The 18830-nt window shown below is 70.9% G+C and carries 15 protein-coding genes and 4 pseudogenes; 13 read left to right on the forward strand and 6 right to left on the reverse strand.

Annotated elements, in window-relative coordinates:
• Positions 1 to 187 precede the first annotated feature (187 nt).
• The 3 genes and pseudogenes from ACWCP0_RS10585 to ACWCP0_RS10595 all read left to right on the forward strand — a co-directional run.
• Positions 188 to 301, forward strand: a pseudogene (locus ACWCP0_RS10585) (plasmid mobilization relaxosome protein MobC); the annotation flags it as partial.
• Positions 302 to 340: 39 nt separating this feature from the next.
• Positions 341 to 478, forward strand: coding sequence for a hypothetical protein (locus ACWCP0_RS10590; protein ID WP_451078466.1), 138 nt, complete (start codon positions 341 to 343; stop codon positions 476 to 478).
• A gap of 62 nt (positions 479 to 540) precedes the next feature.
• A complete protein-coding gene (locus ACWCP0_RS10595) occupies positions 541 to 1803 on the forward strand; it encodes a VanZ family protein (RefSeq protein ID WP_451078467.1) in 1263 nt (420 codons plus the stop codon).
• An 81-nt stretch (positions 1804 to 1884) separates the two neighbouring features.
• On the opposite strand, the pseudogene ACWCP0_RS10600 reads toward ACWCP0_RS10595, so the two are convergent.
• Positions 1885 to 2047: pseudogene (locus ACWCP0_RS10600) on the reverse strand (FAD-dependent oxidoreductase); the annotation flags it as partial.
• A gap of 93 nt (positions 2048 to 2140) precedes the next feature.
• Positions 2141 to 2603 (reverse strand): annotated as a pseudogene (locus ACWCP0_RS10605) (hypothetical protein).
• 309 nt (positions 2604 to 2912) lie between these two features.
• Here ACWCP0_RS10605 and ACWCP0_RS10610 point away from each other — a divergent pair.
• The 8 genes and pseudogenes from ACWCP0_RS10610 to ACWCP0_RS10645 form a co-directional block, all read left to right on the forward strand.
• Positions 2913 to 3063 (forward strand): annotated as a pseudogene (locus tag ACWCP0_RS10610) (DUF3151 family protein); the annotation flags it as partial.
• A gap of 214 nt (positions 3064 to 3277) precedes the next feature.
• The gene (kynA, locus tag ACWCP0_RS10615) at positions 3278 to 4123 is read left to right on the forward strand and encodes a tryptophan 2,3-dioxygenase (protein WP_451078468.1); all 846 of its coding nucleotides are present in this window, start codon (positions 3278 to 3280) and stop codon (positions 4121 to 4123) included.
• Positions 4116 to 5351, forward strand: coding sequence for a kynureninase (gene kynU / locus ACWCP0_RS10620; RefSeq protein ID WP_451078469.1), 1236 nt, complete (start codon positions 4116 to 4118; stop codon positions 5349 to 5351). Before kynA ends, kynU begins: the two co-directional genes overlap by 8 nt.
• A gap of 77 nt (positions 5352 to 5428) precedes the next feature.
• A complete protein-coding gene (locus tag ACWCP0_RS10625) occupies positions 5429 to 6313 on the forward strand; it encodes an alpha/beta hydrolase family protein (RefSeq protein WP_451078470.1) in 885 nt (294 codons plus the stop codon).
• Positions 6314 to 6366: 53 nt separating this feature from the next.
• Positions 6367 to 7215: an NmrA family NAD(P)-binding protein gene (locus tag ACWCP0_RS10630; RefSeq protein WP_451078471.1), complete on the forward strand. Its 849-nt coding sequence runs from the start codon at positions 6367 to 6369 to the stop codon at positions 7213 to 7215.
• Positions 7216 to 7300: 85 nt separating this feature from the next.
• Positions 7301 to 8641, forward strand: a complete 1341-nt coding sequence (locus ACWCP0_RS10635) for a sensor histidine kinase (RefSeq protein WP_451078550.1) — start codon at positions 7301 to 7303, stop codon at positions 8639 to 8641.
• Positions 8638 to 9297 carry a response regulator gene (locus tag ACWCP0_RS10640; protein WP_451078472.1) on the forward strand — a complete coding sequence of 220 codons (660 nt, stop codon included), beginning with the start codon at positions 8638 to 8640 and terminating at the stop codon, positions 9295 to 9297. Before ACWCP0_RS10635 ends, ACWCP0_RS10640 begins: the two co-directional genes overlap by 4 nt.
• 306 nt (positions 9298 to 9603) lie before the next feature.
• Complete coding sequence (locus ACWCP0_RS10645; protein ID WP_451078473.1) at positions 9604 to 10863, forward strand: cytochrome P450; 1260 nt, start codon at positions 9604 to 9606, stop codon at positions 10861 to 10863.
• A gap of 92 nt (positions 10864 to 10955) precedes the next feature.
• Here ACWCP0_RS10645 and ACWCP0_RS10650 read toward each other — a convergent pair whose 3' ends face one another.
• Positions 10956 to 12632, reverse strand: coding sequence for an ABC transporter permease (locus ACWCP0_RS10650; protein ID WP_451078474.1), 1677 nt, complete (start codon positions 12630 to 12632; stop codon positions 10956 to 10958).
• Positions 12629 to 13558, reverse strand: a complete 930-nt coding sequence (locus ACWCP0_RS10655; RefSeq protein WP_451078475.1) for an ATP-binding cassette domain-containing protein — start codon at positions 13556 to 13558, stop codon at positions 12629 to 12631. Before ACWCP0_RS10655 ends, ACWCP0_RS10650 begins: the two co-directional genes overlap by 4 nt.
• 89 nt (positions 13559 to 13647) lie before the next feature.
• On the opposite strand from ACWCP0_RS10655, the gene ACWCP0_RS10660 reads away from it, so the two are divergent.
• On the forward strand, positions 13648 to 14154 hold the full coding sequence (locus tag ACWCP0_RS10660; protein WP_451078476.1) for a GbsR/MarR family transcriptional regulator: 507 nt from the start codon (positions 13648 to 13650) through the stop codon (positions 14152 to 14154).
• Between the two features lie 297 nt (positions 14155 to 14451).
• On the opposite strand, the gene ACWCP0_RS10665 is transcribed toward ACWCP0_RS10660, so the two are convergent.
• Positions 14452 to 15267, reverse strand: coding sequence for a diacylglycerol kinase (locus ACWCP0_RS10665; RefSeq protein ID WP_451078477.1), 816 nt, complete (start codon positions 15265 to 15267; stop codon positions 14452 to 14454).
• 142 nt (positions 15268 to 15409) lie between these two features.
• Between ACWCP0_RS10665 and ACWCP0_RS10670 the strand changes: the two genes are divergently transcribed.
• Positions 15410 to 16693: an adenylosuccinate synthase gene (locus ACWCP0_RS10670; RefSeq protein WP_451078478.1), complete on the forward strand. Its 1284-nt coding sequence runs from the start codon at positions 15410 to 15412 to the stop codon at positions 16691 to 16693.
• A 535-nt stretch (positions 16694 to 17228) separates the two neighbouring features.
• Here ACWCP0_RS10670 and ACWCP0_RS10675 read toward each other — a convergent pair.
• Positions 17229 to 18755 (reverse strand): substrate-binding domain-containing protein, encoded by a 1527-nt coding sequence (locus ACWCP0_RS10675; RefSeq protein ID WP_451078479.1) that lies wholly within the window; start codon positions 18753 to 18755, stop codon positions 17229 to 17231.
• Between the last annotated feature and the right edge of the window lie 75 nt (positions 18756 to 18830).

An 18830-nucleotide genomic window follows, 5' to 3' on the forward strand; every position in this document is an offset into this window, starting at 1 on the left:
AGTCCTCTTCTGGCGGCCATGGGTGCGGCAACACCGGTCCGTCGGTCGATCGCTCTGGATGAGGTGAGGTGTCCGTGCTGGGGGTTTGCGGGCCCAGGACGGGAGTGGGTGGAGGCCGGAGGCTACGCCTCGTCGGAGGAGCCGGCCTCGTTGCGGTGCTCGCCGGACGGCGGTCCGTACGACTCCAGACCTCACCCCGCCCGACATCCGCCAGCGCCTCGACGAGCTCCACCACCTACTGGACCTGATCGCCGAGGCCCTGCGCGAGCCCGCCGCCCCCAGGAAGGGCCTGGCTGCATGATCGCCGCCATCAAACCGGCCGGATCCAACACCCGACGCCATGAAGGTCTCGAAGGGACAGACGAAGAGCAAGAGCTGGGGCGGCCACCCCAAGTCCAGGACCGAAGACTGCACCATCGCCGGCTACATGGTCGCGACGACAGGCAAGTACTGGACGCCCTCCCTCCCCGTCTGCTGATTCCCGATCGTCCAGCGGTTGGCACGCTTCAGCGGCCCCAACCGCAGCCCTAAGGTGGGCCAGTGATTGAAGCATCCATCGGAGCCGTCCCAGGACTGCTCCTTTTCTTCCTTGTCGCGTCGGCGGTAGTCAGTAGTCTGACCATCCTCGCTGCTAAGGCGCGCAAGAAGCCACCGCTAATTCCCACCGTGCTGTCCGTGGCCGTGGTAGGAATTCTTGCGGTTACGCTGCTGCCCAGCGGCGCCGGTATCGACACCGGGCAATGCGACGCGGGAGTGCCGCGTCATGTGCTGACCTCTTCGAGCGCACTGCTGAACATTGTTCTGTTCGTTCCCGCTTCCGTTCTTGCCGTCGTGCTCTCACGCCGTCCGCTGACGACAGCAGCTGCATTCGTGATTCTCAGTGGCGGCATCGAGTTCTTCCAAGCGGTACTTCCTGTGGGCCGCTCGTGCAGCCTTACGGACATGACCGCCAACTCGATCGGGACGCTGGTGGGCGTCGGTGCAGCCACCATCTGGTTGAAGCAGAACCGGCGGCTCCTCGGTCGGCCGTTTAGAGACCTGTCGTGGGGAGCTGTCGTCGGTGTCCTGGGCGTGGCTGCGCTGGCTGGCATGTTCCACAGCCAGGTGAAGGCGGTCAACGTCGTCGCCATGGATGACCAGCGTCGGGCCTATGTGGACAGCGTCGACGGTTCAGACCAGTGGATCGCAGACGCGGCGGAAGGTGTTTTCGGCAAGGGGACCGTCGTCGAGCAGACTTCCGCTGAACTAGAAGGGTCACGTTCTCTAATCACGGCAACGACGAACCGCGGCACCATCGCGGGCTGGTGGCCGGACCGCACACTGCAGCAGGCGTGGTCGTCGGACGACAAGGGTGACACAGGGACCTACGACGAGGTACAGGCCCTGCGGGTAGGGAATGCATACGCCGCGAAATGGTTCCCGGAGAGCTTGGCAGGCAGCAAGGAAAAGGTCAGGGAACTCGGAGAGGGAAACGACCCGACGGCACCCTACATGGTCAGCTACCGCCGCTATGTCAACGGCGTCATGATGCCCATGCGCCTCGACATCACGGTGACCAAGGCAGGACGCATCATGGGTTTCACCTCCAAACCCGAGAAAGACCCCGATCTACCCAAGGTGACCCTTGAGGAAGACGCTGCGAAGCGAATCGCGAGTCAGATGTCTGGGAAGAAAGCAATAAGCGCGCTCCTGCTCGCACAGAAAATCGGTGGACAATGGTGGCCTGTATGGCTCATCGGCGTGAACGACGCAGACGTCTTCGTGGACGCCGTCACCGGAAGGTCTGTGACCCCAGATGCGTGACTACTGCGTGTGAATTCCTGGTGCCGCAGGGTGGTCACGGGGTGGCACTTGATACCTGCGCTGTACCGCGGGTATGCGGCGTCACCCGAGCGATGCCAGCCTCCGAACATCCTCGGCGCATCCCCATGACAGCGTGACACCAGCACCACCGTGCCCAATAGTCGTGGACGACCCAAGGGCCGTCGTCTCGCTGCTCGGCCTCGACCCGTACTGCGCTGCGGGTCGGGCGGGTGCCGATGCGGTGTCCGTCGACTGGGGGTTTGGGTTCTGGCCTGCGGCGGCGGTCCGATCGGCTTCTGGAGATGCGGAGCTGCCCTCCGCTCCGCGCGCGGGAAGGTCAGTCGCGTGTCGCCCCCTCGGGCGACAGTACGCGGACGGGGACGCCCTTGCTATCGGCGTAGGTGACGACGTCGGCTGTGCCGCCGTAGCCGCGGGCCGGCTTTCCGTCCCACACCGCGAGCAGCACATCGACCCGGTCGACGAGCAGTTCGCTGCCCTCCATGTGTGCGTGCGAGCCGGAGCCGTCAAGGCCCGTGCGGTGCACCTCCGTGGCATGGCGTAGCAGCTCGTCGTATGTGGGGTGGTGCCAGTCGGGGAGATCGGCGCGGTACTGCTCAGCGGGCAGCACGATCTCGATCCGGCCGCCGTGGTCGAGCACGGCCTGCGCGAACCAGGCGTCGGGCCCGTCCGCGATGCAGCTCACGCCGACCAGCTCGGCAGGGGCGTAATCTCCGACCGCCTCGACCAGGGCGCGGCGTACGTCGCGCTCTACCACGGTGACCAGTGATCCCGACTTTCATGTCTTCCTCTCGTCCACAGGTACGCGTGAAGAGGTCATCGGTTCAGATCCCGTCGGTATGAGCGGACGCCTGGAACCCCCGTCGACTCCTTGGTCGGGCTCGAAACTTCGCCGTCATGGGGGGACACTTGTGTCGGCGGGTTTGCAAGCCTCCCCCGTAGGGGGCTTGACGCCCATCCACTCCGTGGAGCAGATCCTGGCAAGCTCCGACACCCATTCCAGGTTCCGCTCTGGCAACTGGGCCGCGACGTTGTCCAGCCACTCCTGCTCGGTCATGCCGTAGTTCCCTCCCACTCTCGGGTACATTCCACCATTCTCATGGGAGCACGAGCCGAACCGCGCTTCTTGCCCTGCACGCCCTCGCCCGCGCCGCGCAGGCCATCGGTGAGCAGGCGGAGTACGAGCGCTGCACGACGTTCCTGCGCGACTCGTCCGAGACGGCCGCCGAGACCCTCGGCTGATCCAGCCCCTCGGCTGATGCGGGCCTTCCACTGATCCAGGCCCTCGGCCGACCGCGACTCCCGGCGGACCGGGGCGGGCGCCCTCTCCCTGGCGTCCGCCCCTGGCGGAGGGGTCGGAGCCTCTGTTTATGATGCCCGCAGGGGACCGGAGCTCCGATACCACCAACGGAAAGGGGCGGACCGCTACCCGGACACTTGTGTCAGGAGACAGCGAATGTCGCAGCATCCCGATGCCTCCGGAGCCGGTTCGGACACCCCGAACCTCGACTTCGCGGGCACGACCCCGTACGAGGACTACGTCCAGGCGGACGTCCTCACCCATCTCCAGCACCCTCGCTCCGACGATCCCGGAGAGATGGTCTTCCTGGTCACCACCCAGGTGATGGAGCTCTGGTTCACCGTCATCGTCCACGAGTGGGAGACCGCGTCCCGTGCCCTGCGCCGCGACGATCTGCCCGTCGCGATGGACGCACTCAAGCGGTCCGTACGTGAGCTGGACGCGCTGAACGCCTCCTGGCGGCCCCTCGCGCAGCTCACCCCCATGCAGTTCAACTCGTACCGCGGCGCCCTCGGCGAGGGCTCCGGCTTCCAGTCGGCGATGTACCGGCGCATGGAGTTCCTGCTCGGCGAGAAGTCGGCGTCGATGCTCGTCCCGCACCGCGGCGCCCCGCGCGTCCACGCCGAGCTGGAGAAGGCCCTGCAGGAGCCGAGCCTGTACGACGAGGTCCTGCGGCTGCTCGCGCGCCGTGGGCTGCCCGTCCCGCAGGCCGTCCTCGACCGAGATCTGTCCCAGCGGTACGAGCCGTCGCCCGAGGTCGAGCGGGTGTGGGCGAGCGTGTACGAGGACGACGACCAGCACGCCGAGCTCGTACGCCTCGGCGAGGCGCTGACCGACGTCGGTGAGCTGGTCTGGCGCTGGCGCAACGACCACCTGGTCGCCACCCGCCGCGCCATGGGCTCCAAGACGGGCACCGGCGGTTCGGCGGGCGTCGCGTGGCTGGAGAAGCGGGCCGTGAAGAACGTGTTCCCCGAGCTCTGGACGGCGCGCAGCCATGTCTGATTCTTCAGCGGACCTGGCCGAGAAGGCCGCGGCGCTGGACGCCGCAGACGAACTGGCCAAGCAGCGCGAGCTGTTCGCGCTCACTGCGTCCGATCATGCGGCCGATGCCGCGGACGTCGTGTACCTCGACGGGAACTCGCTGGGCGCGCTGCCCCGCCACATCCCCGAGCGCATGGCCGACGTCATCACCCGCGAGTGGGGCGAGCTGCGCATCCGCTCCTGGACCGAGAGCGGCTGGTGGACCGCGCCCGAGCGGATCGGCGACCGCATCGCCCCGCTCGTCGGCGCCGCGCCCGGGCAGATCGTCGTCGGCGACTCGACGAGCGTGAACGTCTTCAAGGCGCTGGTCGCGGCGGTCCGGATGGCGGGCGACGACCGGGACGAGATCGTCGTCGACGCGACGACGTTTCCCACGGACGGATACATCGCCGAGTCCGCCGCCCGGCTGACCGGCCGCCGTCTCGTGCCCGTCACCCCGGCGGAGCTGCCCGCCGCGCTCGGACCGCGTACGGCCGTCGCGCTCGTCAACCACGTCGACTACCGCACCGGCAGGCTCCACGATCTGCCGGCGCTCACCGCGGCCGTGCACGAGGCGGGCGCGCTCGCCGTCTGGGACCTGTGCCACAGCGCGGGCGCGCTGCCCGTCGGGCTCGACGCGCACGGCGTGGACCTCGCGGTCGGCTGCACGTACAAGTACCTCAACGGCGGCCCCGGTGCGCCGGCGTATCTGTACGTCGCCGAGCGCCACCAGGACCGCTTCGACTCGCCGCTCCCCGGCTGGAACTCGCACGCCGACCCGTTCGCCATGGCCTCCGGGTTCAAGGCGGCGGACGGCGCGGTCCGCGGCCGGGTCGGTACGCCCGACATTCTCTCGATGCTGGCGCTCGAGGCCGCCCTCGACGTCTGGGACGGGGTCTCGGTGGAGGCGGTACGGGCCAAGTCGCTCGCCCTCACCGACTTCTTCCTGGAGTGCGTCGAGGCGTACGTCCCCGACGGGAGGGTCACCTCACTGACGCCCCGTGCGCACGCCGAGCGCGGCAGCCAGGTCGCGCTGTCGTGCGAGGGGGCGCCCGCCGTCATGGAGGCCCTGATCGCACGCGGCGTGGTCGGCGATCTGCGCCGCCCTGACGTGCTGCGATTCGGATTCACTCCGCTGTACGTCGGTTTCGCGGACACCGAGCGCGCGGCCAGGGTCCTGGCCGAGGTCCTGACCGAGGCGCACGGCTGATCGCGGGGGGCCGGGGGCCTGATACCGTCCCCGCTGGTCAGGCCGATTCGGCCCCCTCACCGAAAGGTTGGAGCAGCATGCCGGACCCCGCCGCCGCTCGCGACGCCGCCGAAGAGGCCTCGGCCCTGTCGCATCCGGCCGTTGCCCCGGACGCCACCGTCGCGTACGGCGAACACCCCGACCAGGTCGTCGACTTCTACGCGCCGCGCGACAGCCGGGACCCGGTGCCGCTCGTCGTGGTGCTGCACGGCGGGGCATGGCGGGCTCCGTACGACCGGCAGCACGTCACCCCGTTCGCGGACTTTTTGGCCCGGCGCGGTTTCGCCGTGGCGAACGTGGAGTACCGCAGGGGTGGTTCGCTGCCGCAGCAGCGGGACGACGAGGACGCCACCGGTCCGGTGGCCGGGCGCTGGCCGGAGACGTTCGACGACGTGGCGGCGGCGCTGGACGCGCTGCCGGGGCTGACCCGTACGGCACTGCCCCAGGCGGACCCGCGGCGCATCGTGCTCACCGGCCACTCGGCGGGCGGCCACCTCGCGCTGTGGGCGGCCGCGCGCCATGTGCTGCCCGTCGGGTCGCTGTGGCGGCTCGCGGCGGCGCCGGTGCTGCGCGGAGTCGTCGCGCTGGCTCCGATCGCGGACTTCGGCAGGGCGGCGGAGCTGTCCGTGTGCGGCGGCGCCGTGCACCAGCTGCTCGGCGGAAAGGACCGCTTCGAGGAGCGTGCGGCGCACGCGGACCCGGCGGTGCTGCTGCCCACCGGGATCGCGACGGCGGTCGTCCAGGGCCGCGAGGACACCGTGGTGCCGCAGGCGGTCGCCGAGGCGTACGTGGACGCGGCGGCGAAGGCGGGCGAGACGGTCGGCTTCACCCTCCTCGAGGACGTCGGGCACTTCCCGCTGATCGATCCGGCGGCGGACGCGTGCGCGGTGGTGGCGGAGGAGATCGCTCAGCTCGCCTGGTGAACCGCCTGGCCTTGCGGACAGAACCTGACCGCAAGGCTTCGTACGGTCATGCCATGACGAACACCGCGCACCACCAGAAGGTCCTTGTCACCGGTGCCACGGGCACCGTCGGCCGCCAGGTCGTCGCCGAGCTCCTCGCCCGTGGCCATGCCGTCCGCGCCCTCACGCGCGACCCCGCGAGGGCGAAGGCGTCCCTCCCGGCCGTCGTCGAGGTCGTCCAGGGCGATCTCACCGACCCGGACAGTCTGATCCCGGCCCTGGAAGGCATTGCCGGACTGCACCTGATCACCTTCGGCGGGGAGTACATGGCCCCGCTGGAGACCGGCCCGCGGATCGTCGGACTCGCCCGCAAGGCAGGGGTCCGGCGGGTCACGGTCCTGCACGGCGGCGACCGTACGCCGCTCCAGGACGCGGTGGTGGCGAGCGACCTGGCATGGACGGTGCTGATGCCGGTCGAGTTCATGGCGAACGCGCTGGAGTGGGCCGAGTCCGTCCGCGCGGAGGACACGGTCGGCGAGCCGTTCACGGGCCGGCTGAGCGCCATGGTCCATGAGGCGGACATCGGCGCGGTCGGGGCCGTCGCGCTCACCGAGGACGGCCACGGCGGACGGTCGTACGTCATCACGGGCCCCGAGGTGCTGACCCTGCAGGACAAGGTGGACGCGATCGCCGCCGCGCGCGGAAAGGCCGTCGAGCTGGTCGAGCTCACCCCCGAGGAAGCCGTCGGGAAGTGGCGCGCCGCCGGGTTGCCGCAGGACGTGATCGACTTCCTCCTCGTCGCGTACGGGAACACCCCGGAGGTGGGCCGTACCGTCGTCGACGCCGTGGAGAAGGTGACCGGACGCCCGGCGCGTACGTTCGCGGAGTGGGCGGCGTCGCACGCGGCGGCGTTCCGGGCCTGACCAGGGGCGGACCCATGTAGTACCTGCGACGGACGCGGAAGGATCCGCATCGCAGGTGACGACCGCGTCCGTCCCGGCCCGTACCTTGGCTGACGTGACCGACACGCAGACCACACAGCGCGTACCGCGCGCCGACGCCGCGAGCCGCAGCCCCGAGTTCCGCCTGGCCATGGGCGCGCTCGGCGGTCTGCGGCAGGACCTCTTCCACGACGCCTTCGCGTACCGCCCGCTGCCGCCGCTGGCCACGGATGCGCCGGTGATCCGCCGGCTGCCGGGCCGGATACGCAGGTACGCGGTCTGGACACCGCACGCGTTCGTCGCGGGCTGCGCGCTGATCGTGCTGCTCGCGGGCGCCACGACGAGCGGCATGAACGACCTCGGCGCGTTCGTCTTCGGCGCGGTGCCCGCGGCCGTGGTGCTGATGACGCTGGTCCGTCCGGTGCTGGCGTTCTGGGCCTCGCTCGCCGCCACGCTCTTCGTCGCGGTCCTTGCCAACCCCTGGGGCGACTGGCCCTGGTCGGGCGCCACGATCGCCTCGCACCTCGCCGTCCTGACCTTCGTCGCGGCGCGCACCCGCCCGCGTACCGCCATGTGGATGTGGCTGCTGACGGGCGCGTTCGGACTTGTGACCGAGACAGCACTGAGCCGCGGGTACAGCACCGGCAGCACCGGTCCGCTGATGGTCCTCTCGGCCTTCGTGCTGCTCCTGGTCGCCATGGTCCAGGTCCGTCGCGAGGCGCGCGAGGAGGTCGCCGTCCAGCAGAGCGTCACCGCGGTCGAGCGCGACCGCCGCACCCTGCTGGAGGAGCGCACCACCATCGCCCGTGAGCTGCACGACGTGGTCGCCCACCACATGTCGGTCGTCGCGATCCAGGCGGAGGCCGCCCCTTACCGGGTGGAGAACCCGCCGCCCGAGCTGGAGCAGGCCTTCGTGACGATCCGGGAGAACGCGGTGGCCGCGCTCACCGAGCTGCGCCGGGTCCTCGGAGTCGTACGGGCGGAGGACTACGAGGCGCCGGACGCGCCGCAGCCGACGCTCGCCGATCTCGACGGGCTGCTGGGCAATGTCCGTGACGCCGGTCTCGACGTCGGCCTCGCGATCACCGGCGCGGTCCGTGAACTGCCGCAGGGCGTCGAGCTGTCCGCGTACCGCATCGTCCAGGAGGCCCTCAGCAACGCGCTGCGCCACGCACCCGGCGCGCCCGCGAAGGTAGAGGTCTCGTACGTCCTCGGCGGGCTGGGCCTCCGTATCGTCAACGGACCGGCGCGCGGACTCGTCAAGCCCTCGCCCGGCGCCGGCCACGGCATCACCGGCATGCGGGAGCGCGTGACGATGCTGAACGGTGAGATGACGGCCGAGCCGACGGAGGACGGCGGCTACGAGGTCGCCGCGTTCCTCCCCGTTGCGAGGGACGAGACCGCATGACCATCCGTGTCCTGATCGTCGACGACCAGATGATGGTCCGCGAAGGCTTCTCCGTCCTGCTGAACGCGATGCCCGACATCGAGGTGATCGGCGAGGCGGTCAACGGGCGGGACGCGGTCGCCCAGGTCGCCGCCCTGCGCCCGGACGTCGTCCTGATGGACATCCGGATGCCCGAGCTCAACGGCATCGAGGCGACCCGCGAGATCGTCGCGGCGGACACCGACGCGAAGGTGCTGGTCCTGACGACCTTCGACCTCGACGAGTACGTGTACCAGGCCCTGCGCGCCGGGGCCTCCGGCTTCCTCCTCAAGGACGCCTCGGCCCGGCAGCTCGCGGACGGCGTCCGGGTGGTTGCGGCGGGCGAGGCGCTCCTCGCGCCGACGGTCACGCGCCGTCTGATCACCGAGTTCTCGCGCATCTCCACGGCCCCGCGGCCCCCGGCGATGGCCCAGATCGGCGATCTGACGGAGCGCGAGACGGAGGTGCTGGTGCTGATCGCGCAGGGCCTGTCGAACGCGGAGATCGCCTCGCACCTGGTCGTCGCCGAGTCCACGATCAAGACGCATGTCAGCCGCATCCTGGTGAAACTGGGCCTGCGCGACCGCACCCAGGCGGCGGTCTTCGCCTACGAGGCGCGGCTGGTCACGCCCGCCTAGGGCGTGACGGAGGGCGCTGCGGCGGGCTATCGCCCCGCCCGCCCCTCCCCTGAACCGGGGCTCCGCCCCGGACCCCCTTCCTGACGGCTCCGCGCCGTACCGCCCCGTACCGCCCTTGCCCCCAACGGCTCCTGTGGAGCCCGTTGGGGGCAGAGGAACGGGCCCGGTCGACCGCAACCTGCGCCCCGAGCCCGCAGGGCGTAGGGGTTCGGGGCATGCCTCCCGTTCGGGAAGGGGCGGGAAGAGAAGCGCCGCGGGCGTCGCCCATGGTCGCCGGAGACGGCCCGGGCGGGCTAGCGTCCGGGCATGGACGCAGCCTTCGCACCCTGGTCCCCTGACTTCGTCGCCGATCCCTACCCCGCGTACGCGGACCTGCGCGCCCGCGGCCGCGTGCACTGGTTCGAGCCCACCCGCCAGTGGCTCGTCCCGCACCACGCCGACGTCTCGGCACTGCTCCGGGACCGGCGCCTGGGCCGTACGTACCTGCACCGCTTCACGCACGAGGAGTTCGGCCGCACGCCCCCGCCCGCCGCGCACGAGCCGTTCCACACGCTCAACGACAACGGGATGCTGGACCTCGAAGCACCGGACCACACGCGGATCCGGCGGCTGGTGACCAAGGCGTTCACCCCGCGCACCGTCGAGGCGCTCGCCCCGACCGTGCGGCGGCTCGCGGCCGGGCTGGTCGCGGACCTGAGGAAGGCGGGCGGGGGCGATCTGCTCGCGGAGGTCGCCGAGCCGCTGCCGGTCGCGGTGATCGCGGAGATGCTGGGTGTCCCGGAGGCGGACCGGGCACTGCTGCGGCCCTGGTCGGCGGACATCTGCGGGATGTACGAGCTGAACCCGTCCGAGGAGACGGCGGCACGGGCCGTCCGCGCCTCGCTCGAATTCTCGGCGTACCTCAGGGACTTGATCGCCGAGCGCCGCAAAGCCCCGGGCGATGACCTGATCTCGGCGCTGATCGCCGCGTACGAGGAGAGTGAAGAGGCGCGGCCCGAAGGGCCTCCGTGCAAGGGCGGTGGCGGGGGACGGGCGGGACGGCTGAGCGAACAGGAGATGATCTCCACCTGTGTGCTGCTGCTGAACGCTGGCCACGAGGCGACCGTCAACACCACCGCGAACGGCTGGTGGACGCTCTTCCGCCACCCCGAGCAGCTGGCCGCCCTGCGCGCCGACCACTCCCTGCTGTCCACAGCTGTGGAGGAACTGATGCGCTACGACACGCCGCTCCAGCTCTTCGAGCGCTGGGTCCTCGACGACATCGAGATCGCCGGCACGCTCATCCCGCGCGGCTCCGAGCTCGCGCTCCTCTTCGGCTCCGCCAACCGTGACCCGGCCCGCTTCGAGCGGCCCGACGAGCTCGACCTGTCCCGCCCCGACAACCCGCACATCTCCTTCGGCGCGGGCATCCACTACTGCCTCGGCGCCCCGCTCGCCCGCATCGAACTGGCCGCCTCCTTCGGCGAACTGCTGCGGGAGGCACCGACGATGCGGCTCGCGGCGGAGCCGGAGTGGAAGCCGGGGTTCGTGATCCGCGGGGTACGGGAGCTGCGCGTGGAGCTCTGACCCTCTCCCGCGGGCCCGCACACCGACGGCACGCGGCGCCCGGACTCCGCTGCAGGTCCGGGCGCCGAGCGTCCGAGGGAGCCGTCCGGGCTTCAGGTCTGCAGGTCCCGGCGGCGCAGGCCCGCCAGGCCCGCCGCCACCAGGGCGGCGGCCAGCGCGGTCAGCACCAGCACCGGCGGCCAGTCCATCTCCGGTCCCGGCAGCTTCGGCAGATGGCCGAAGGGCGAGAGATTCAGCACGGACTGCGGCAGGTTCAGCGCCGGGCCGATCCACCCGAGCGCCAGGCACAGCCCCGCCACTCCCCACCCCGCCGGCGCAGCCTTCGGGAAGACGCCGTACATCAGCATCGCCAGGCCCGCGAGCGTCCACACCGCGGGAACCTGGACCAGTGCCGCGCCCAGGATCGCCCCCAGCTCCCCGCCGTGGCCGATCGCCATGCCGGCCCCGCCGAGCAGCAGGATCAGCCCGGCGCCGCCGAAGGCGATGGCCAGGTGGCCGGCGGCCCACGGAATCCGGCCGACCGCGTTGGCGAGCACGGGTTCGGCGCGCTGTGAGGTCTCCTCGCCGTTCATGCGCAGGACCGACCCCACCGCGTAGAGCGCCGCGATCATCCCGAACATGCCGATCATCGCCGCCAGGAAGGCGTCCGTGAGCGCCGCCTGCCCGCCCATCCGCTGGAAGATCTCCCTGGCCTGCTCGTTGTCGCCGACCAGGTCGGCCGCGCCGCTCGCGATGCCGCCGAAGACGATCCCGGCGAGCAGAAAGCCGGCCGCCCAGCCGAAGAGGGTCGCGCGCTGCAGCCGCCAGGCGAGTCCGCCGGCCGTCGCGATCCGGCCCTCGGCCGGTCCGGGGCGGGTGGGCAGGAAGCCCATGCCGACGTCACGGCGCCCGGCCAGGGTGAACGCGACGACGCACTGCGCGGCCACAGCCGCGGCGATCAGCAGGAGCACCCACCACCGCTCGTCGGCGAAGGCCCGTACGTTCTCGGCCCAGCCGATCGGCGACAGCCAGGTCAGCACGGACGATCCTCCACCCAGGCCTTCGGCCTGGGTGGGGGTCCCCCCGGTGGAGCCAGGGGGAGCACCCCCGGCGGTGCCGGCGTCACCGGCCGCCCGCAGCACGAACGCCAGCCCCAGCACCCCGGCCGTCAGCCCCTTGGCGAGCCGCGCGCTCTCGGTCAGCTGCGCGCCGATCGCCGCCATCGTGGCGAAGAGCACTCCGGTCCCGCCGATCGCGAGGCCGAGGGCGAGTGCACCTCCGGTGCCCTGCCCGGACAGACCGGCGGTGATCACCAGAGCCACCGCCGCGTTGGCGATCACCGCGGTCAGCAGGGCCGCGGTCAGCGCCGCCCGCCGCCCGACCATCGCCGACGACAGCAGCTCCTGACGGCCCGTCTCCTCCTCCTCGCGTGTGTGGCGCACGACGATGACGAGGCTCATCACGGCCGCGAGCACGGCGGCGAAGGTGCCGAACCGCCATGCGACCAGCCCGCCGACACTGTCGTCGAACACCGGCCCGTAGAGGCTGCGCAGTGAGCTGTTCGTGGACATCGACGCGGCGAGCTGTGCCCGCTCGGCGTCGGTGTCGTACAGCGTCTCGAGCGAGCCGACGCCGCTGACGACCATCGCGCCGACCACCACGACCCAGATGGGGAGCATGACCCGGTCGCGGCGCAGGGCGAGCCTGAGCAGCGCGCCCGTGCCCGCCAGCGGCCGGCTTCCGCCGGTCCGGGGCGCGAATGCCGCACCGGTCTCCGCTACGGCAGTCATCGGACCATCGCCTCTTCCGCGCGTACGTCGTCCTGGTAGTGACGGAGGAACAGCTCCTCCAGCGTGGGCGGGGTGCTGGTCAGCGACCGTACGCCCGACTCGGTCAGGGAGCGCAGCACCGCGTCCAGCTTGTCGGTGTCGACCTGGAGCTTGACGCGCTTGCCCTGGCCCCCCTCGATCGTCCGAACGGCGAGGTCGTGCACACCGGGAAGGCGGGAGAGACCGTTGGGCGCCCCCGCGAGCTCGGCGCTCACACTCGTACGGGTCAGATGGCGCAGGTCGGTGAGCGACCCGCTCTCGACGGTCCGGCCCTTGCGGATGATGCTGACCCGGTCGCAGAGCGCCTCGACCTCGCTCAGCACATGACTGGAGAGCAGGACGGTCCTGCCGCGGTCGCGCTCCTCGGCGACGCACTGCTGGAAGACCTCTTCCATCAGCGGGTCGAGGCCGCTCGTCGGCTCGTCGAGGATGAGCAACTGCACGTCGGAGGCGAAGGCGGCGACGAGGGCGACCTTCTGCCGGTTGCCCTTCGAGTACGTACGGCCCTTCTTGGTCGGGTCCAGCTCGAACCGCTCGATCAGCCGGTTCCGGCGCGCCTTGTCGAGGCCGCCGCGGAGCCGGCCGTAGAGGTCGATGACCTCGCCGCCGGAGAGGTTGCGCCAGAGCGTCACGTCGCCGGGGACGTACGCGATCTGCCGGTGCAGCTCGACCGCGTCCTTCCAGGGGTCCTTGCCGAGCAGCTGGGCGGCGCCGGAGTCGGCGCGCAGCAGGCCGAGGAGGACCCGGATGGTGGTGGACTTCCCGGCGCCGTTGGGGCCGAGGAAGCCGTGGACCTCGCCGGTCTCGACGGCGAGGTCGAGGCCGTCCAGTGCGTGTGTGCGCCCGAACGACTTGTGCAGTCCGGCGACCGTGATTGCCTTCGTCATGATTTGGAACGTACGCTAGTTTCACAAATTTGTGAAGTTAAGGAAACGTATAAACTCGCGGCAGGGGTGTGAACAGGGGAGATGATCCGGTGGTGACTGAACAGAACGCGAAGCAGCGCGGCGAGCGGGACGAAGCGGCGGTGTCCGACTTCGTCGAACGCTTCGCGGCGCAGCTCGTCGAGGCGGGCATGACGCGCATGCCCGCCCGGGTCTTCGCCGCCCTGCTCTCCTCCGACTCCGGCACCCTGACCTCCGCGGAGCTGGGCGAACAGCTCCAGGTCAGCCCGGCCGCGGTCTCCGGCGCGGTGCGCTATCTGGCGCAGGTGCACATGGTCTCGCGGGAGCGCGAACCCGGTTCGCGGCGCGAGCGCTACCGCGTGCACAGCGATCAGTGGTACGAGGCGCTGACCAACCGCGACGCGATCCTGAAGCGGTGGTCGGACTCCCTGCGCGAGGGCGTCACCAGTCTCGGCCCGGACACCCCGGCCGGGCGCCGGCTGACGGAGACCGTCGCGTTCTTCGACTTCATCCAGCACGAACTCGTCGACATGATGGAGCGCTGGCGGGAGCACCGCGAGCAGGTGTTCGGCTCCTGAGGGCTCCTGAAGACTCCTGACGGTCGGGGCCGCACCGCTCCCGCGGCGCACCCGGGAGCGCGTCCTGCTCTCAGACCGACGACGCCCCGGCAACCAGCCGCTCGAGGGCTCAGCACGGCCACGACGAAGGGTGCCACGCCCGCCGGCGCCCAGCCCCGCCACCGTCTCCGGTACCGGTCGAGCGCCTCCTCGGTGGAGAGCAGCCGCAGCGCTCTGTCCCCGCCGTCCCCGATGTTCATGAAACCCACCCCGACCCGACCCACCCCTGCCGATGTCGGCGCGAGGCTGCTCCGGCGGTCACGCGGCCGGCAGCGTCAGCGACCAGCCCTTCGGCCGCAGCGTCCACGTCCGGTGCCGGACCGGGCCCAGGATCAGTGCGTCCGCGCGGTAGCGGAAGCTCGGGCCCGAGACCGTGATCACCTTGGCCAGGGTGCGCAGCGTCTCCGCGCCCGCCGAGCGGTGCACGGTCACCTCCGCCGCTCCCTCGGCCGCGCGCACCCGGACGTCCTCGACCGGCTCGTCCAGGTCGCTCAGCAGCACCCCGTCCGCCTCGACCCGCAGCCGGTGCGTGGACGCGGCCGGAGGAGCGGACGGCGACGACGGGCGGACCAGCGTGCGGACGAGGGAGCGGCAGGTGTGCCAGACCGAACCGGCGGGCGCAGCTGGCGCGACGGCCGCCGACGAGGCCGGGATCAGCAGCTCCCCCAGCACCACCCCGTCGCTGTCGTCCACCAGCAGATCCAGTGACCGCGCCACCCCGTCCAGCACCGCCCGCGCCGCCGCCACAGGACCCGTCGGCACGCCCAGCGACCCGGCCAGCTCCACCGACGCGCCGACCCCCACCGGCACGAGCGACAGCGCATCGTCCGCGAGCCCGCGCCCCCGGTGCAGAGCGGCGACCGCACGCACCAGCGCACGGTCATCACCGACCACGACAGGCCGCCGGGCACCCCTTCGGGCCAGTGCCCGGCAAAATTCCTCGGGCCCGTCGGGCAGGCAGATCTTCGCCGCTGCCCCGGCACACAACACATCCTTCACGATCCGAACGGACTCGCCGTCAATACGGCGGGCGACCGGGTCGATGACCACCAGGAGCTGGTCGTGAGCCGACACCTCGGTCCTTCCTCGGGTAGCATCTTTGTGCAAGAGCCCCTTGCGCTATTGCGCCAGGGGCTTCGTCTATTCCGGGGCACACCGGTCGGCGGCTCAGGCCCCCTGACCTTGGACATGCCCCGCCCGGAAGGGGTGTACGCCTGTGCCCGCACTTGTGCTGCTCGGTGCTCAGTGGGGTGACGAAGGCAAGGGAAAGGCCACCGACCTCCTCGGTGGATCCGTGGATTATGTGGTGCGTTACCAGGGTGGCAACAACGCCGGCCACACGGTCGTCGTCGGCGACCAGAAGTATGCGCTCCACCTCCTCCCTTCCGGAATCCTCTCGCCGGGGTGCACCCCGGTCATCGGCAACGGAGTCGTCGTCGACCCGGCGGTCCTGCTCTCCGAGCTGAGCGGGCTGAACGAGCGTGGCGTCGACACGTCCAAGCTCCTGATCAGCGGTAACGCCCATCTGATCACCCCGTACAACGTCACGCTCGACAAGGTGACGGAACGGTTCCTCGGCAAGCGCAAGATCGGCACCACCGGCCGCGGCATCGGCCCGACGTACGCCGACAAGATCAACCGCGTCGGCATCCGCGTCCAGGACCTGTACGACGAGTCGATCCTGGCCCAGAAGGTCGAGGCGGCGCTGGAGAACAAGAACCAGCTCCTCGCCAAGGTCTTCAACCGCCGCGCGATCGAGGCCGACCGCATCGTCGAGGAGATGCTGGGCTACGCCGAGCAGATCAAGCCGTACGTCGCCGACACGACGCTGATCCTGAACAACGCCATCGACGAGGGCAAGGTCGTCCTCTTCGAGGGCGGCCAGGGCACGCTCCTCGACGTCGACCACGGCACGTACCCCTTCGTCACCTCCTCCAACCCGACCGCCGGCGGCGCCTGCACCGGCGCCGGCGTCGGCCCGACGAAGATCAGTCGCGTCATCGGCATCCTCAAGGCGTACACGACCCGTGTCGGCGCCGGCCCGTTCCCGACCGAGCTCTTCGACGAGGACGGCGAGGCGCTGCGCCGCATCGGCGGCGAGCGCGGCGTCACCACCGGCCGTGACCGCCGCTGCGGCTGGTTCGACGCGGTCATCGCCCGCTACGCCACCCGCGTCAACGGCCTGACCGACTTCTTCCTCACCAAGCTGGACGTGCTGACCGGCTGGGAGCAGATCCCGGTCTGTGTCGCGTACGAGATCGACGGCAAGCGCGTCGAGGAGCTGCCGTACTCGCAGACCGACTTCCACCACGCGAAGCCGGTGTACGAGTACCTGCCGGGCTGGTCCGAGGACATCACCAAGGCCAAGACCTTCGACGATCTGCCGAAGAACGCGCAGGATTATGTGAAGGCGCTGGAGGAGATGTCCGGCGCGCCGATCTCGGCGATCGGCGTCGGCCCCGGCCGCACCGAGACGATCGAGATCAACTCCTTCCTGTAGGAGCCGGGCGCCAGGTGCGCGCGAAGGCCTGCAAGAAGTACGAAGCGGCCTGCGGGACTCGCGTCCCGCAGGCCGCTTTTCGCTGCGCGCCGGGGGCCTGCCCCCGTCATGCCGCCGGGCGGTGGCCCTCTCCGTGATCGTGGTCCCGCCGGTCGCTGTCCGGCCGGTCGGGGTCGTGCGGCCGGTCCGGGTGGTCGGCACCGTCCTGGCAGCGGTCGGGGCGGTGGGGGCCGGGCGAGAAGGTGACGGCCCCGTCGGCGGGGGGCCTGCCGTCGTCGCAGCGCACGGTGGCGCCGTGTCCGGCCCGCCTCAAGCAGCTGAGCTGCACACCCGTCCGGGTCCCGCATCCGCGCCGCCGGTTTATCCCGGGGCGTGGACGGCGGTCGCCGGCAGCGGTGTCCACGGTGGCATCGATGAATTCATGCCCCCTATCGCGCTGCTTTCGCCGGAATCTACGAACTCGAGATCGGCAGCGCGCGCCGGTGTCCCAAGTCATGGGCGAATCCGGCGTTTTCCCCGCCCTGGACCGACGCGCTCACTCCTCCCCGCAGATCCGCAGCCCCTTCGGCGTCGCGCACGACAGATGGCCGTGGGTGGTGACGATGTCCTGGCCGCCGCCCTGCCGCATGTAGCCGAGGAAGCTGGAGGCGAGGGAGTCGGCCGGGGGCTGGCCGTAGGTGTAGGCGTACTCGATCTCGCGGTACGGGTACGCGCTGGTGCCGATGGTCTCCACCGACGGCGGTTCGCCGTCGATGTCGAGCCGGCGGACCCCCTTCAGGCCGGAGCCGGCGCGCAGTTCGCTGTAGCCGATGGCGCCCGGGAGCCTGGCCACCGTGGTCAGCACCTGCTCCGTGCTGTCGAGTTCGCAGCGGACGACCCCCGACTCGGGGTCGTCCTTGTTCACGCAGTCGCGCGAGGAGTTCGCCGGCTCGTTGCGGCCCAGCACCCGGCGCTGGAAGACCTCGCGGGTGCCGGAGTTGGCGTCGCGGCTGACGAGGAGGATCTTGAGGTCCGGGCGGCCGAACCTGCCCCAGTCGGTGATCTCGCCGCGGTAGATCGCGCGGATGTCGGCCAGGGAGAGGTTCTTCACCGGCACCTTGTCGTTGACGACGAGCGCGAAGGCGGAGACCGCCACCCGGTTCTCGCGCAGCTGCGGGAAGCCGCCCGGCTTGGGCCCGTCGGAGAGCGCGATCACGGTGGGGGAGCCTTTCTCCGCCTTCTCGCCCGCCGCGGCGAGCGACCGTATCCCCGCGGCGCTGCCGTGGGCGTCCACGGTGATGGTCGAACCCTCGCAGTCCTGCTCGTACTTCTTCGCCATCTCGCGCACGACGGGGGCGAACGCCGTCGAGCCCGTGACGGTCAGCTCGCCCTTGGCGCAGCCGATCGGCGGCCGGGTGTCGTCGCGTACGACGATGATCGCGGCGAGCGCGACCACACAGGCGGTCAGCAGCACCGTGATGTTGCGGGCCGCGGTGCTGAACAGCGGGGGCTTGTCGTCGGGCAGGATCGCGCGGTTGGGCATCACCTCACCGTCCCGGATGCCGCCGGTGATCCTCACCGTGCAGCCCACCGGGCCGCCGGAGAGCAGCACGAGCAGCTTGAAGTGCTCGCCGCGGTTGAGCGGGACGCGCGGGATGTAGAGGGTGTTGCCGACGTACCGCAGCCCCGCGGCCGGGGTGAAGTGCTCGCCCAGGTGTTCCGTCTCCTCGGTGTGGGTGACGGCCAGGCCGCGCACGAAGCGGTCGGTGAAGTCGACGGTGAGGCCGTGCAGTTCACGGCCGGTGTAGTCGTTGTCGGCGATGCTCTGCGAGCCGTCGTTCTCGATGCGCAGGAGGACGAGCGTCCCGTCGGACATGTCGGGCGTGTCGTTGAACAGCCCGAGCCGGATGTTGGGGCGTCCGTTGCGTACGTTGCTGCCGATCGGCGTGTCGAGCTGGATGCGGTAGCCGATGCGCTTGCGGCTCGGTATCCGGCGCTCGTACCAGAGCACGCCTGCGGAGGCCAGGATGCCGAGCACAGCGGTACCCACGGCCACGACGTTCTCGGCGCTCACCCATTCCACGGTTCGTCAACGTACGTGCGTGCGAGGCGGGTTGGGAGCTTCCGCAGGACTCCGTCGGCTGCTGTTCGCCGCCCG

The organism is Streptomyces sp. NPDC001970 (assembly GCF_053594115.1).